Source organism: Yeosuana aromativorans (genome assembly GCF_014646655.1).
GTDB lineage: Bacteria > Bacteroidota > Bacteroidia > Flavobacteriales > Flavobacteriaceae > Yeosuana > Yeosuana aromativorans.
In genome coordinates, this window is record NZ_BMNR01000003.1 from 161049 (window position 1) to 176348 (window position 15300).

14 protein-coding genes are annotated in these 15300 nt (G+C 37.2%); 3 read left to right on the top strand and 11 right to left on the bottom strand.

Translation table 11 applies throughout. From position 1 onward, the window contains the following. Positions 1–917, top strand: a 917-nt coding sequence (locus tag IEW94_RS07590) for an HlyD family secretion protein (RefSeq protein WP_188652196.1), incomplete at its 5' end; no start/stop codon positions are given. Continuing rightward, positions 914–2311: a TolC family protein gene (locus tag IEW94_RS07595; RefSeq protein ID WP_188651651.1), complete on the top strand. Its 1398-nt coding sequence runs from the start codon at positions 914–916 to the stop codon at positions 2309–2311. The genes IEW94_RS07590 and IEW94_RS07595, both read left to right, overlap by 4 nt. Before the next feature lie 115 nt (positions 2312–2426). Here the strand turns inward: IEW94_RS07595 and IEW94_RS07600 are convergent, their stop codons facing one another. Genes IEW94_RS07600 through IEW94_RS07615 form a run of 4 tightly spaced genes read right to left on the bottom strand, consistent with a single transcriptional unit; the run spans position 2427 to position 6843 of the window. Then, on the bottom strand, positions 2427–4823 hold the full coding sequence (locus tag IEW94_RS07600; protein WP_188651653.1) for a DUF2309 domain-containing protein: 2397 nt from the start codon (positions 4821–4823) through the stop codon (positions 2427–2429). A gap of 7 nt (positions 4824–4830) precedes the next feature. Beyond that, the gene (locus IEW94_RS07605) at positions 4831–6291 is read right to left on the bottom strand and encodes a proton-conducting transporter transmembrane domain-containing protein (protein WP_188651656.1); all 1461 of its coding nucleotides are present in this window, start codon (positions 6289–6291) and stop codon (positions 4831–4833) included. Further along, positions 6269–6523 carry a hypothetical protein gene (locus IEW94_RS07610; protein ID WP_188651658.1) on the bottom strand — a complete coding sequence of 85 codons (255 nt, stop codon included), beginning with the start codon at positions 6521–6523 and terminating at the stop codon, positions 6269–6271. Before IEW94_RS07610 ends, IEW94_RS07605 begins: the two co-directional genes overlap by 23 nt. Positions 6524–6534: 11 nt before the next feature. Then, positions 6535–6843, bottom strand: coding sequence for a hypothetical protein (locus IEW94_RS07615; RefSeq protein WP_188651660.1), 309 nt, complete (start codon positions 6841–6843; stop codon positions 6535–6537). 91 nt (positions 6844–6934) lie between these two features. Between IEW94_RS07615 and IEW94_RS07620 the strand changes: the two genes are divergently transcribed. Further along, positions 6935–7858 carry a LysR family transcriptional regulator gene (locus IEW94_RS07620; RefSeq protein ID WP_188651662.1) on the top strand — a complete coding sequence of 308 codons (924 nt, stop codon included), beginning with the start codon at positions 6935–6937 and terminating at the stop codon, positions 7856–7858. An 875-nt stretch (positions 7859–8733) separates the two neighbouring features. Here the strand turns inward: IEW94_RS07620 and IEW94_RS07625 are convergent. From IEW94_RS07625 to IEW94_RS07655, 7 genes are read right to left on the bottom strand one after another with little or no spacing between them, the layout of a single operon-like run. Beyond that, positions 8734–9525 (bottom strand): DUF4138 domain-containing protein, encoded by a 792-nt coding sequence (locus IEW94_RS07625; RefSeq protein WP_188651664.1) that lies wholly within the window; start codon positions 9523–9525, stop codon positions 8734–8736. Between the two features lie 28 nt (positions 9526–9553). After that, on the bottom strand, positions 9554–10504 hold the full coding sequence (traM, locus tag IEW94_RS07630) for a conjugative transposon protein TraM (protein WP_188651666.1): 951 nt from the start codon (positions 10502–10504) through the stop codon (positions 9554–9556). An 11-nt stretch (positions 10505–10515) separates the two neighbouring features. Continuing rightward, positions 10516–11145: a conjugal transfer protein TraK gene (locus IEW94_RS07635; RefSeq protein WP_188651668.1), complete on the bottom strand. Its 630-nt coding sequence runs from the start codon at positions 11143–11145 to the stop codon at positions 10516–10518. Between the two features lie 24 nt (positions 11146–11169). Then, the gene (locus tag IEW94_RS07640; RefSeq protein WP_188651670.1) at positions 11170–11997 is read right to left on the bottom strand and encodes a hypothetical protein; all 828 of its coding nucleotides are present in this window, start codon (positions 11995–11997) and stop codon (positions 11170–11172) included. A 2-nt stretch (positions 11998–11999) separates the two neighbouring features. After that, positions 12000–12581, bottom strand: coding sequence for a TrbJ/VirB5 family protein (locus IEW94_RS07645; RefSeq protein WP_188651672.1), 582 nt, complete (start codon positions 12579–12581; stop codon positions 12000–12002). A gap of 21 nt (positions 12582–12602) precedes the next feature. Beyond that, positions 12603–15029, bottom strand: coding sequence for a TraG family conjugative transposon ATPase (locus tag IEW94_RS07650; RefSeq protein WP_188651674.1), 2427 nt, complete (start codon positions 15027–15029; stop codon positions 12603–12605). Then, on the bottom strand, positions 15016–15300 hold the full coding sequence (locus IEW94_RS07655) for a hypothetical protein (protein ID WP_188651676.1): 285 nt from the start codon (positions 15298–15300) through the stop codon (positions 15016–15018). Before IEW94_RS07655 ends, IEW94_RS07650 begins: the two co-directional genes overlap by 14 nt.

Genomic DNA, 15300 nt, shown 5'->3' on the forward strand with positions numbered 1-15300 from the left:
GCAATGAAAAACGATTAAAGTTGCAACAAACCCAAAATAAATTATTGCAAGCACGGTTAAAAGTAAAAAGTGACAGTATTGATCTTGAAGCGGCCAAAACCAATATAACAATTGCAGAACGACAATTCAATCGTACTAAAACGCTAGAATCAGAAGGGTTAAAAGCCTTAAAAGATGTTGAAGAAAAACGCTTAAAATTACAAGAAACTCAGGCTAAATTAATATCCCAAGAAAACAAATATCTGGCAAGCCAAAACGAAGTTATCAATGCTGAAATTGAGCTGTCAAGAATTGACGCAACCTATGCCGACAAGATTTCAAAAGCTCAAAGTGACATGTATACGGCCCAATCAAGCCAGTTTGATACAAAGGCGCAAGTCACCAAACTAGAAAACCAATACTCAAATTATAAAAAAAGAAACAGTTTGCTGTATGTTACGGCCCCACAAAATGGTTATATAAACAAGGCTTTAAAAGGCGGTGTTGGCGTTACCTTTAAGGAAGGCGAAGAACTTGTGGCTATCATGCCTTCCCAATATGATTTGGCTGTAGAAACGTATGTTAAACCAATTGATTTGCCACTTTTACATATTGGTGAAACGGTACGAGTTCAGTTTGACGGCTGGCCAGCAATCGTTTTTAGCGGTTGGCCTAGCGTGTCTTATGGAACTTACGGAGCCAAAGTGGTAGCTATTGAAAACTTTATTAGCGACAATGGTAAATACCGTGTGTTGTTAGCTCCTGATGAAACAGATTATGAATGGCCCAAGGCCATCCGTATTGGCTCTGGTGCCAAAACAATTGCCTTATTAAATGATGTCCCCATCTGGTTTGAATTATGGCGACAAATCAACAGTTTTCCACCAAATTACTATGCCCCTAAAGGCGGTAATAACACAAAAGAAACCAAGAAATGAAAACCTTTATATTAGTTGTCTTTACATTACTCGGTAACCTTGTTTTCTCTCAAGATTCTACTTCTGTAATTTCACTTTCCGAATATTTAGGATATGTTAAAACCTATCATCCTATTGTAAAACAAGCTGGCCTTGTTATTAGCGAAAGCGAAGCTAAGCTTATGAAGGCCAGAGGTGCCTTTGATCCTAAAATAGAAGTAGATTATAATAGAAAAAAGTTTAAGAATACAGAATACTACAACAAGCTCAATGCGTCTTTTAAAATACCCACTTGGTATGGTATTGAGTTCAAGGGAAACTTTGAGGACAACACAGGATCCTATTTAAACCCTGAAAACACCATCCCAGAAGACGGACTTTACAGTGTTGGTGTTTCTGTTTCGCTTGCTCAAGGAATGTTGACCAATAAGCGCATGGCCATGCTTAGGCAAGCTAAATTATTTGTGAAACAAGCCGAAGCAGATAAACAGTTGCTTGTAAACCAAATTTTATTTCAGGCCACACAAACCTACTTTAATTGGTTAAAAACCTATAAGGAAAAACAGGTTTATGAAGATTTCTTAACAAACGCCGAAATGCGTTTTAATGGCATAAAAAAGAGTTATGAAGTTGGCGATAAACCAGCCATTGATACGGTTGAGGCTCGCATTGCTTTATACGATAGAAAATTAAATTTAGAAAAATCCAGAATCAAATATGTTAAAGCATCATTGGAATTGTCCAATTACCTATGGCTCAATAACAACACCCCTATTGAAATAAGCGATAACATTATTCCCGATGTAAACACTCATAACACAATTGATTCGGTTCTTAATACATCCCTGTTTAATATTGAAGAAGTCGATTTTGAAAACCATCCAAAACTACAATCGTTAGACTATAAATTTAAACGCTTAACCATAGAAAAACGATTAACACTAAACAATATGTTGCCTAAAATTGATTTGCAATATAACTTCTTGTCACAAACACCTGAAGTTGTCAACTCATTTAGCACATCAGCATACAAAAGTGGTTTAAACATCAGCATTCCATTGTTTTTGAGAAAGGAACGAGCTGATTTGAAGTTGGCGAATTTGAAATTACAAGACACCGAATTTGAAATAAAAAGCAGCAAAGTTATACTTAGAAATAAATTGGAAGCCATTAACCAAGAACTGGAATCTTTTTTAGTTCAAAATACATACATTCAATCTGTTCTTAATGACTATATGGCCATGTTTAATGCCGAAGAGCGCAAATTCTTTATGGGTGAAAGTTCTTTGTTTTTGGTGAACTCTAGAGAATCAAAACTTATTGATGCCAAATTGAAAGCCATAGAACTGGAAAACAGTTTTTTTAATGCCAAAGCCAACCTCTTTAATGTTACTGCTAGCGTATTTTTAGACTAAGCTTTGTATTTAATTCATCAAAAAAAATCTTTTTGTGGCTTGTTTGGCTTTTACAATATATATAAAAAGCCCTAATAAATTAGGGCCTTTATAGATCAGTATCTTTTTTGAATTGTTATTCTAAAACCTCTTCCAACACTTGGTCCTTAACCTTATCAGACTTTTTTACTGTTTGGTTATTGACTTTTGATATTGAAATCCATTTCATGTTTTTTCTATACTTTTTCATAGCGTTGTCCTCTGTTGGATCCATAACAATTAAATATATCCATTCATTATCCAATAGGTTTTTAAGATGTTCGTTCCTTAAAAGTATGTCTGTAACTCTGGCTATTGGCGCTTGAATAACAACTGATAATCGTAATGGCTGGTGGTAAATTGCTGTATCAGATTTATTTATGGATTGAAGCGGTAAGCCCATTTTTAAATCGCCTCCATTTCCTTGCACCACTCCAAACTTACCGGTAATGTTATGGGTGATTTTAGAACCGCCACCGAACACTTCATTATCAACCGATGCGAAATAGTAATGATTGTTAATCCATTGTGTTACCACCATAGGCCCTTGCATAATGGCCTCAAGCGCTTTTCCTGTTTTGTCTAGTTCCCAATTGTAAGAATGAAGAAAACATCTACCATCCAGATTAGTGCCTTTGGTCATCGCTCTTGGCCCAACAATGAATCCTGCATTTTTTGCCAAGCCCCATTCTGGTCTTGTTTCACTCCAATTATTAGCTTTTTTGTAGGCCAACGCAATACTGTTTTTACTAATGTTCAATCGTTCTTTGGTTGCCGTATGTTGAGCTTTAAGCAAATCTTCTTTTACATGATTGAGCAATTGAATATGCGATTTAGGAACCTCTGAGTCAAATATGACAATCTCATCAGTAGTCGTATTGTGTTCTGCACCTATGAATACTGTACCATCAGGAATTTTAATATCAAAATCTTTGGCTAAAACGTTTCTAACGTCTTGCATATTGGCTAATTTGGCCAACATTCTGGCATTGTGTCTTCCTGGGCTGGCTGCGCACGCCCCACAATCCAAACTGGAGCCAAAGGCATTGTTTGCAGTATGACTTCCATGACCCACAAATAAGACTACAGGTGCAAACTGCTTCCACCCCATCAGATCAAAAGCAGATTTTACAATAGCCACCTTTTCATTTATTGAAATGCCATCTTGTTTTTTATGCAGTCCCTTTCTATTACTGATTTCTGGCTCACAAACACTCTCAACCCCTTTACTGTTTTTTTGTTTTGCCTTATACAAATAACCTGGCACAAGAGTTCTAAAAAGCAATGAAATCCCATAGAAAAAACCAGATCCCTCAACATAGCCAAACGCAGAAGGAAGGATGTTTTTCATTCGCCTTAGAAAATAATTTGCAAAATTATAAACCTCAGCTTTCTTTTTATAAGCTAGCATGTCTTTATCTTTATTTGGCTGTGAGATTTCAAACGTCTTATAAGCAGATTGCAAAATGGGCGGACAAGATTTTCGCGATAAGCCATCGTTCAAGTTTTCATAATCCATGGCAATTCCAAAGAAACCGGCATATCCATAGGTTTCGTAATGCCCTTTGGCCTCAATATGTCTTCGTATCAATTCTGAGCGGGTATCTATGCAAAACACCATTTGAGCATCAACAGAAGCATCTGGTTTGGTTAAGCCCTCGACAGAAATAGATTGGCTCTCTAAAGTTTTTGCAAGGTCGTTTTGCCAACTGTTTTCCCAAGCTTTCAACCATATATATTGAAGTTTCAATATTGAAATGTTTGTCTCAACTTTATTATTTTCAGGAAGGATTTCCAAGTTCAATTTTCTGGCTATCCACAATCTAACAGCCAAATAATCCATTACTGATATTGGGTATTTTTGTTGCCAGTCAGAATTTGTTTCACATCTATGGTTTATATATCCCACCCATCCTGGTAAAGCTGCTAAGTGTTCTGTGAAAATATGTTGGTATTCACTTTCTGGATAGTTGTTTAAAGCTTCTAAAAGTGCTTCTTCGCTGGTTTTTGGAATTTCTCGAATAGTTTTTACCCCAATTTCACTATCATATTTTGCCAGTTTTCGCCATGATTTATAAAACCCTCGTTTTTTATTTGGCATTTCCCAGTCGGCCAATCCTTCATCTAAAAATGCGGCTAGCCATTTGGTCATAATTCTATCTAAAACATGAAACTTATTATTCTGTTTAGAGTAGGTTAACTCTTCCAGTTGTTTTAAATAATGTTCTGGTGATTCAGTCAGACCATTTTCTAAAAGTAACTGCTTAATTTCATGTACATCAATCTCTCGTTGTTCCCAAGCGTTTCGATATACCGAAGCCTTAGGAAAAACGTTTGTATTTAGAAATGTCCCAGCCTGTTTCGCTGCTTTTTCGAACGGCATTGTTTCATAACCCGATAACGGGTTGGAAGTCACAAAAGAATACAAAGGCCATGTTTTACCTATTACTTTTGATGCTTGATCAATGCTGTTAATAATGTTTTGCTGTATCATTAGGCGTTTATTTATAATTTAAAATAGTCTTTTTATAAGGCTGTGATATATTTAAAAGTTTTACATATAGCCATGGTACTTGGCGGTAAATCCCTAATTTCATTATGAAAAAACCTGCCAGGAATATAATTCCAAAAGCTACCTGAATACTTGAAAGCGGTAATGCTTTGGCCACCATTGGCATATCGGCCATCAATGAAGTTACACCATTATATATGAGGGCATAAATTGCAATACCACTAAAAAACAATGCCGGTGGCACAACAATTTTTTGAAAAACAGATAAGATTTTTTGTTTTACAATGTTATAGGTCATTTGCCCTATAGTAATGGCCACAATAAGTTTTAAAAAGATACCACTGTCCATTGCCTTACCTTCGCCAGTTAGTGCTGTAAAAAACATCGCTCCTAAAACGCCATAAACAATCACAAGAATAGCTTGTGGAATGGTTATTCTTACTTTCAATTTTTTTTGGGGTTTTGAAAGTTCAATTCCTTCTCCTGATGAGAGAAACAAGTAGGCTTTATAAAATCCGTGAAGAATTAAATGTACCACAGCTGCGTTGAAAAACCCTAAACCGCATTGCATGACCATAAATCCCATTTGTGCAATAGTTGAACAGGCTAGTTTTTGTTTTACATTCACTTGCAAAAGTTTTGTAAACTGGGCTATAATAGCTGTTAGGCCACCAATAAAGAAAAGCACATTAAAGGTATTTGATGCCACTATTAAGGCAGAAAAAAGGGTTAGCAAAATGCCTGCCCCATTCACAAATCCAGCATGCATAAGTGCTGAAGCTGGCGTAGGAGCCGTCATTGCAGAGAGTAACCACCGATGAAAAGGAAAAATTGCTGATTGAATAATAGCTGCCATAATAATGCAGATACCGGATATTATAACCATATATTTTGGCAATGTGTCGAAATCGAGCATAAGTTTACTTAATGTAAAATGATCCGTCTGGAATGCCAGAAATAAAATTCCAACACTTAAAAACAAGGTGCTGGCCAAAAAATATTTTTGGGTAAACTTTGACGCTTCCCTTGCCTCTCCCCAACTTGAATTCACACCAATCAATTTAGCCATAAAAACCCCCATTATAAACCAACTAAAAATAAAAGGAATTATATGATTTGAAATTACCAACAGCATTACAGACAAGGTAAAACCAAAACTTAGGCCAACAAATTTTGAATGGTATTCAAATCCTTTAAGGTAGTTTACAGAGAAGCTATTGATTATGGCACTAAAAAATGTGACCACTGCCCAGATTAGTATGGTGAAACCATTAATTTTAAAATAATCATCCAACACAAACTCTGGACTGTCTGGCAAGAAACCAAAAAGATAAACAATCGTAGCAAAAAACATAAACCACATTATATATGATACTATCTTATTCATAACAAAAGCATAGTCTTCAACTGATTTGGTTTGTGGTTTCTTATATGTATTTAATAAAGCCATTGCTATTTTTTAATTTGTATTTTGTTAAACTTTTATTCACATCTTTATTTTTAATAAGTTTAGATTTTTGAATAATTTCACGCATTCTAGCAATAAAAACGATAGCCAAAATAAACCCACATACTAATAGCTTGTCCAAAAAGACATTGTTTGTTTTGTAGGCAAATCCTATAAATATAAGCACTGAAATCATTCCTATTACGGGTAGTATAATTGATTTTGAAGTCTTCATAGTCCTAGATTTTAGTCCGCAGTAGTGATTTCAAGAACACCATTGATTTTAAGATTATTTCCATTGGATTTTGCCTTTAATATAAAATCCCTTGCCCGTTCTTTTTCTTGTTGAAGCTCAGTTATTCTATCATCCAAATGATCGGTTTTACTAACGTGGTTTCTTTCCCAAATTTGAAGTCTTTGTATTTTATGAAAATTGATTTTTTCATCTATCAGAGCATTAATAACATCAAATGCTTCTGAGGGCGTAAACTCTCCCTTAACCAACTGAATGTTTTGTTTGATTGTTTCAACTGCTGTCAATTCTTGTGTTTTCATAATTTACATTGTTAAGATTTTGATGCAAAGGTTATAACTTTTTATCATAAATTTTTATTTATATTTGTTATGATATACATAAACTATTTTTATGAATTATACATTGCATCAATTACAAATATTTTTGAAAATAGCCGAGTTAGGTAGCATTACCAAAGCTTCTGAAGAGCTTCACTTAACTCAACCAGCAGTATCCATTCAGCTTAAAAATTTTCAGGATCAATTTGCAATACCACTTACAGAAGTTGTTGGCAGAAAGTTATATGTTACACAGTTTGGAAGAGAAATTGCTGAAACTGCAGAACGAATAATCAATGAGGTGAATACCATCAATTACAAAACCTTGGCATTTCAAGGCAAACTATCTGGTAGATTGAAAATTTCGGTTGTTTCCACTGGAAAATACGTTATGCCCTATTTTTTGTCTGGTTTTATAAAACGTCATGATGGTTTAGAATTAAATATAGACGTGACCAACAAATTAAAGGTAATTGAATGCCTGGAGCAAAATGATACCGACTTTGCCTTGGTTTCTGTTCTTCCAGAAAAATTAGAAGTGAATGCTATTGAACTTATGGAAAACCGACTTTTTTTTGTGGGTAGCTCTAGCTTGAGATTTGACAAACCGCCAACCAAAAAAAAACTGTTTGAAGAACTTCCCTTAATTTATAGGGAACACGGTTCGGCCACAAGGAATGCCATGGAAAACTTTATTGAAAACAACCGTTTTTCAAACTTAAAACAAATTGAGCTCACTTCAAATGAAGCGGTAAAGCAAGCTGTTATTGCAGGCCTTGGATGCTCTATCATGCCTTTGATTGGCCTCAAAAACGAATTAAAAAACAATGACCTACAAATTATTCCAGTCAAAGGTCTTCCTATTAGTACAACTTGGAACCTAATTTGGTTAAAATCAAAAAAATTATCGCCGGCAGCTTTGGCATTTATTGATTATATTGACACTGAAAAAGATGCCATAATCAAAGACAAATTTGATTGGATTAGCAGTTATTAATCAAATTTAATAGCTGTACTTTTATGGGAATATCAAAAGGGCTAAAAACAAAAAAGCATCCCCATCTTCTATAAAGAAAAAAGGAAAGCTTTCCATTGGATAAAGCTGAAAAAATCAGCTCTACTACTATTGACAGACTACTACATCTGTCAAACAACACAACTTCTTAAACGTGCCAAAAAAAGCCCTAATCTCTTAGAGCTTATTAGCAATTTGGCGGTCTGGACGGATTCCGAACCTTATACCACTAGGCCTTATAAAACCTGACACTCGCTACATTTCACAAACTCATGTTGACGATTTGTGAACTTATATATAATTTTGTATATGTCAAAACAACTTTGAGGTTGCAAATATATAATTAATAGCGCTATCTACAAAAATAAAACTAATCTTTTAAACTCATACTCTTGAAAATATATTTTGACTGGTTTGCAATAATAAATTCAATACACTTAAAGACTAATATTATTCTGCCAATTTCAGTTATGTAGTACGAAAATCACAGGATGTCTTTAGCTATCAAGAAGACATCTATGACAGACTAAATACTATTGCCGTACCAACTGTAAATAAACTTGGAAAAAAGGCCTATTGATAAAATGCCCCTAAAGATTTGATAGGCAAGTAACCAACAATATAATCCACTAAAGATATAACACAACTATTTATTAAACAATGTATTAAAAACAAATAAAACTGGTTATTTATTTTTTATAATAGGTAATTGAACAGGTAACTTTAACTTTGGTTTAAAATTAAAAAACAATAAAATTAACTTACTCTGAATAAATATAATATTAATTTAATTCAATGCATTTTAAACAAAAAAAGCATCTAAATAAGATGCTCAATTATACTAAATCTAAATATCGTCATTTTATTAATTTTAGTTTCCTACTGCCATTCAATTCCATGAGTTCAATTTGTAATTTTTCATTTTCTCCCAAAACAAACTTGGGCAGCACATACACAAAATCCTTTGATTGATTATCCTTAACAATCGATGGTGTTTTATAGCTGTATATTTCATCCATTCTGAGTTTTTGATAGGATGATTTTCTTTTTTTGGTCCCAATAGATCTGTATACATTTAGGTAATCAATCCCAAAATCGATTCCCGAACGATTCTTAATCTCAAGTACCAAGTACACTTCCTCCATATTGTGCACAACCTTCAACAATCCTAAAACGATGCCCTGTTTCCTTATGCTTGCCATTGAAGAAAACCTTGATCTTAATAAATATTCAGAGAACTTTCTATAATAGTTTTCTTTTTCAATGTTCTTTGGCCTATCGATTTTATTGGTCAATGAATCCAATATGGGTTTCTCATTCCCTATACAGGCCCCTTCCCTTATAAAATAATTCAACCGGGCCAAATGCCGTTCATATTTTAAAATATAGGCATATACTTGTCCGTTACTGGTCACGGCCAATAAATTACTCACTTCTCCGGGAGAAGCCTGCAAAAGGCCAAAATTTTGCTCTCGTTCCCTATTGTATGTGAACACGAAGTTTTCTGAACCTGTTATGCCCTGTCGAATGGGGTCCGGGAAGAATAATGCCACGTTCATTTTATCATTCGCATAAATCGTATCAAGTGTCTGTTGCGCGCGAAATGTAGCGGAGCATAAAATCGTAATAAATAGAATAATTGTTTTCATGATCATTGGTTTTTAAATTGTTTAATGGCTATAGGTTTTCTTTTAGCAGCAATTGGTAGTTGTTCAGTATGGTGACCTTAGTGTTCCTGTTGTTTCGCAAGAAAATCTTTTTTATTCCCCCAACCTGGGGAACACCTGGTATACTGACATCCTGGACCATATCGTCGATCACCTCCTTGGAGGCCTCTGCCCGGAAACTGTTCTCTATGTAAATCCCTTCACTCCCATCCTCAAAATCAAATGCCTTAAGTTTTACCGGTTGATGATTGATGTTTTCAATATCGATCATGGCACGATTCGGTTGAAAACTGACAAAGCCATAAACGATGGTATTTCTGGGGATATCAATTTTGTTTATTACGACATCCCTCATTAATCGCATCCTTAATCGACAATGTGCCTTTACGGTTTGGGTCCCATCAACAAGGACAGGGATGGACCGGTCAACAAACGCCCTGATGCCCATTTGGTCCCTTTTGGGGCTCGAGGCAAAAAACAGTTGGTGCTCCAAACTGATTTCCTTACTTGATATCCCCTCTTGTGGAATCAATTTCACATCCACTGAATCTTCATTCCGGCCATTGGCCTCGATATGATAATCGGCAATTTCTTGCCCATCCATATCATTCCCATAAGTACCCTCCGAAAATCCCATATCTTGATGACCATATAGGCTATCCAATATCCATTGCTTTTTTTTCTCCAACAAATCGGGATCATAAACCCCAGTGGAATCCAATAAACGCTCATCATAAATACTTGGGGCATTGGTTTGCCTTACTTCCTTTAAATCGTTGATGGCATCCAATTTGGAATCATACGCTTTCTGTTCATCCTCCAACTTGGGTACGGGAATCTGATTGGCATCAATGACCGGTTCCTCGTGATCGCCAAGTACCAGCGCGGTGTATGCTGCAATGAAAATGGCCACGCATAACAATAAGACAGCAAACACGACTTTGTTTTTCTCTAGTTTCATTTGGTTCAATTTTAATTAACTTCAGTTTTATCGTTATTTTCTATTTTTCTCAGGCTGTTTTCAAAAAAATCGGTGATCAATAAACCGTGTGGATTTTTTGGAAAATTTCTATCTACATGGATCAACTTCCCCGATGTTTTTAGCTCATAGGTATCTGTGATGGAGCCTCGGTTCACTTCAAATATGGTAGTGGTCTTAAACCCATAAGGTTCTTTTTGAACATCCACTTTGGAATCGATCCGTATAACCTTTTGGACCAGGGAATACTGCAATAACCTGTTATAAACACCATCTGCTTTCTTTTGACGGTAAAGGGCATCCACCGAACTGTTCCCCAACCAAAGGGCCTTTTCCAGGTTCCTTTCGTAATTGCTGGCATCAATGTTATAGAAATAGGTATGGAACAGTTCCAAATGTGACAATGCCTCCACTTCCAGGTTCTCATTTTGGGAGACCAGTCTCAACGGGATCACATGTCCTTCAGAGTTCACAACAAAGGCTTTGTCCATGGACTCCCGATGCAACCTGATCACCAGTAAGATACAACCCAGCGCCACTATCGATGAGCAGATAACAACCGCCAATACAATAAAACGGTTAAGTCTCAATACCGCGTAAATATTCTTATAAGGTGTTTTCATTCCATTATTTTTAAAATTTAAGTTTCAGCCACCCGTGAACAGCTTGATCACAAAAGAAGATGCCCGCCTGTATAGATTGAACTTTAACAGGACTACAAACCCAATGGATCCAAATTGTATGAGCGGCGCAAAAATTTGACTTCCCCAATCGGTTCCAAACAAAGTGGACCAAAAATTGGTATTGATCTCCGTGTATAAATTGTTCACAAACACATTGACCAGAAAAAAGGCCGGCACCATCATATAAATCCCTGCGTACAGCTTAAAAAAATTATAGGCCAGGTTCCTGAACTTCTCAAAAACGGCCAAACTGATGACCAACGGGAAAAAGGCCTGCATAATCCCCAACAGGAAATAGCGTTCGGACAAGAACAAGGGATATATAAATATATCCAAGAGCCATAAAAACAGACCTATAATGAACGCTGTAACCTTCAAACCGAACAAAGGGGTCACCAATGCCTCGTATAATAAGGCCAGGGCCTTTTTGGCGGCTTCCAGGGCACCCACATCCTGTTCGATGTCAATGTCTTGCATCTGAAGCGGAAGGAGTGCCGGAGCCGTATCCCGATATTGGTTTTCAATGGCCACCAAAATAGAATCAAAAACGTTGAGCACCTGGGTCGAGAAAATGACCAAGATCACCACGGCAAAATTCTTGGCAAGCTCGTTCGGCGTCAATCCCCAAGTATAACCATCATTGTTAGCGACTCCTTCATTATACTTTTTAAGGATATTGACCAGGAACAACATGATGGCCAAGGTTTTCATACCGGTTATCGTATACCGGGAAAAATCACTGTCCTTTATGGTGGTAAAGACTGCATCCACGTATTCCAATCCTATTGACATGCCTAATAGTCTGTCTCTCGGTTATTGATTTTATACTGCATGCCCCTAAAGGCAATGATCTCTTTGTACCGCCGGGTCTTATGTTCTATCTCGATTACCATTTCCTTGGACTCCTGTTCTTTCTCCTTTAAAATTTCGGTTCGGTCGGCGTCGGTCATTTTCAAGGTATTGCTTGACAAGACCCTATTGATAAAGTCCAGGTTTTCCATGGATTGTTCAATAATGGCGTTAAAGGATTCTGATATCCGACTGACTTCATCGGGCTTGATAAAAGGTGAGTTCAAAATATTCCGTAGATCGCCCTGAACCAGCGCATATAGCCTTTGGTTGTTCCTTGTTAACTCCCTGACCGCCTTAAGCTGCTTGATAACACTGCTCACCTTATCAATGTTTTCCTTTTGTTGTTTTAGAAACTCCACGGTTTTCAATAATTGGGAGGTTTGTTTTGCCGACTCAACAAGCGATTTGGTCAGGCTAATGAAATTGGTGTTGTCATAGACCGGCATTCCTTGGGCCATCCCTTTAGTTGATGTCAAGAAGATCGTGGCCAAGGCAATCATAAGCACTTTGATTTGATGTTTCATTGGATTTAATTTTATTGGTTATTAATACTTTTCATTTTGGACATGTTGGGATTCAGACCTGACAAATTCTGTAATGGCCCTCTCCATATTATGGGTCCGTCCATATATCTGCATGATCATCCCATTTTCCTTTCCATCCGTGAGATAGGCCGCATACACTTCCTTGGGGACCTCTAATCTGAATACGTTGCTTGACTTCCCTATCTTGATGAACATCTCGGTATATTTGCGGTCTCCGGTAAAATTGTTCCTGATGGATTTCAATTGGTTCAGATCGTGCTTGGTGAGGTTCAATCGTTTCTGTAGGGCATCATACCCTTTTTCGTTCCTGAGGCTATAAATGACCTGCGTGTTCTCCAATATGCTTGCAGAAGTGGAATTATCGGGCAACTGGTTGATGGATTGCAGAATGATACCGATGGCACCGTTCTGCTTTCTTATAGCCTGGTAATAGAATTCCACGCTCTCCAGTACATTGTCAAACTTTAACTGTTTGGCAAACTCATCAAACAGGATAATGCCACGTTCAGATCGATTTCTCCAAATTGTGCGCTGTATGGCCGACTTGATCAGTTTGAGCATGACCGAAAGAATTTCCTTGTTATCCTTGATCTCATCAAGTTCGAAGACAATCATCCGTTTGTCCTCTATCTTGTAGGTTTGGTCATCCCCAACACTGAACAGAAAATGGTACAGGCCATCATCTACATATTCTGAAAGGATGTGCAAAAAATTATAGACACTGAAATCCTTCCCATCGATGTTGAGCTCTTGGATCAACCCGTCTTTTTTAAAGTCCACAAAATCATACAGGCCTTCCAGGGAATGGTTGGAATGGGTTGCACTATAGTAGTAACCAAGGACTTTCTTAATGGCAACCTCCTTGGCCTTGGTCACTTGACGCTCCGCCAACAGTTCCAATAGAAACATGGCCAGGTCTTCCAAACGTTCCGGCGTCAGATCATCAATACCTGAAATATAAAAAGGATTGATCCCCAGGTTCTTTCCCTGTTCGTAACGGAGTATCACATGGTCATCCGGGTACAGTTTTGCGAATTTGGAATACGACCCGCCCAAATCTATAATGACCAACCGTACATTGGATTCAAAATATTGGCGCAGGATGTTATTGGCCAAAAAGGATTTTCCCTCACCAGTGGGCGCGAAAATGGCAAAATTACGCGCCTTGATCCGGATCTTATGCTCATCCCATACATCTTTTAGCACGGGTATATTATACTGCCTGTCATTAAAGATGATACCCTGGTCATCAGATTTATAATTGCTGTTATTGATATAGAGGCAAAGCGCATGTTTCAAATCGGTGACATACAGATCCTCATTGGAAAAGTTTGTGGCAAAACAGCAATAGGAATTCAGAAAATACTGTTTTCGTTCCTCACCTTTGGGACAATAGGGAACAATATCCAATTCCTTGAACTCGGTTTTGATCTTGGAAGCAATGGCTCCAAGCCCCTTTGTTCCAGTGGACCAAAAAACGATGTTAAGGTGTCCACGGATGATCCGGGAAGTGTCATCCTCATTGATTTCGGCAACAATGGCCTCGATCTTTTTTAAGATGACCTTGTTCTGGGTTCCAAAATTAGAGCTCTTTTTCAGTTCTTCCATTTTCTTGTCCAGTAGTTTTCGCCATTTCTGCTTATCGTCCAAATAAACGATCTGGTTCACAATATGGTTTTCATTTAGATTTAGGCCCAACCCATCAATAAACCCTTGATGGAATATAAAATCATCTGAAGTGAACTTATCATTGGTTTTACTGCTCTGTACGGTATCTCCAAAACAGCGTTCACTGTTCACGGCCAGTACATCAAATTGATTACCGCCGATCTCAATATCGGTTTTATTGAGTTGGATATCCGTATCAAAACCTTCATTGAACCCATTGAAATAGAACCCGGTCATTGTTCTTATTTCAGGCTCAGCCAATGGTATCAATGTTACCTTGCGACTATTGTTTATAAACGATACGGCATCATTGACCGAATCAATGAATTCATGGACCTGAAAGTCCAGTTTTCTATGAACACCCTTTTCATTCCTTCTAAAAGGGTTTGTAAACTTGGAAGCATTCAACACTTTATGGAAGGGCAGGATAAAAAACAAATAGCTGTTATGCCTTAAATATGCCCTACCCTTAAAATAATCATGGGTCGCCCGTTCCAAAAAACTGCTGTTAGGAATGTTATTGGCCATATACAAGGCCTTTTGATAAACATCCTGCTTATGGATGACCGTGCTTATTGGCAATGATTTAAAAGCTTGGAACCAGGTGCCGTGGATTTCCTCAAAGTCGTGTTCAGACAGTGAATAAATCTCTGGCAAGTCCGCTTTATAGCACAGAACGACATTGCCATTGTTTGCAAACAAGACATGCCCTTGGATATCCAAAATAGGATGGTATGATGATAGATTAATTGTCCTCATAGTTCAAGGGGCTTTCCTTTTTATTACTGATGGTCTTTGGAAAGACTTTTTTCAAATGGAGCCATTCAGGATGTTTATTAAAGTTGGTCAGAGCTATATATAGGACAGCATTCAATACAAACACGCCCAAGACAACCAAAAAACTGAAGGAAAAGATGATCAACAACAAGGAGCCTATGACAGAGGTCATCATCAAGGCAAACAATGGTATGGAAAGGCCCATGATCTCTGCTCGCTTTCTGATATTCCTGTAAACACTATAGCGCTTCAT

Coding starts and splice junctions, on each gene's coding strand:
- IEW94_RS07610 (WP_188651658.1), bottom strand. CDS start 6,523: ATGAAGACTTCAAAATCAATTATACTACCCGTAATAGGAATGATTTCA.
- IEW94_RS07615 (WP_188651660.1), bottom strand. CDS start 6,843: ATGAAAACACAAGAATTGACAGCAGTTGAAACAATCAAACAAAACATT.
- IEW94_RS07605 (WP_188651656.1), bottom strand. CDS start 6,291: ATGGCTTTATTAAATACATATAAGAAACCACAAACCAAATCAGTTGAA.
- IEW94_RS07625 (WP_188651664.1), bottom strand. CDS start 9,525: ATGAAAACAATTATTCTATTTATTACGATTTTATGCTCCGCTACATTT.
- traM (WP_188651666.1), bottom strand. CDS start 10,504: ATGAAACTAGAGAAAAACAAAGTCGTGTTTGCTGTCTTATTGTTATGC.
- IEW94_RS07645 (WP_188651672.1), bottom strand. CDS start 12,581: ATGAAACATCAAATCAAAGTGCTTATGATTGCCTTGGCCACGATCTTC.
- IEW94_RS07620 (WP_188651662.1), top strand. CDS start 6,935: ATGAATTATACATTGCATCAATTACAAATATTTTTGAAAATAGCCGAG.
- IEW94_RS07600 (WP_188651653.1), bottom strand. CDS start 4,823: ATGATACAGCAAAACATTATTAACAGCATTGATCAAGCATCAAAAGTA.
- IEW94_RS07640 (WP_188651670.1), bottom strand. CDS start 11,997: ATGTCAATAGGATTGGAATACGTGGATGCAGTCTTTACCACCATAAAG.
- IEW94_RS07635 (WP_188651668.1), bottom strand. CDS start 11,145: ATGAAAACACCTTATAAGAATATTTACGCGGTATTGAGACTTAACCGT.
- IEW94_RS07650 (WP_188651674.1), bottom strand. CDS start 15,029: ATGAGGACAATTAATCTATCATCATACCATCCTATTTTGGATATCCAA.
- IEW94_RS07595 (WP_188651651.1), top strand. CDS start 914: ATGAAAACCTTTATATTAGTTGTCTTTACATTACTCGGTAACCTTGTT.
- IEW94_RS07655 (WP_188651676.1), bottom strand. CDS start 15,300: ATGAAGCGCTATAGTGTTTACAGGAATATCAGAAAGCGAGCAGAGATC.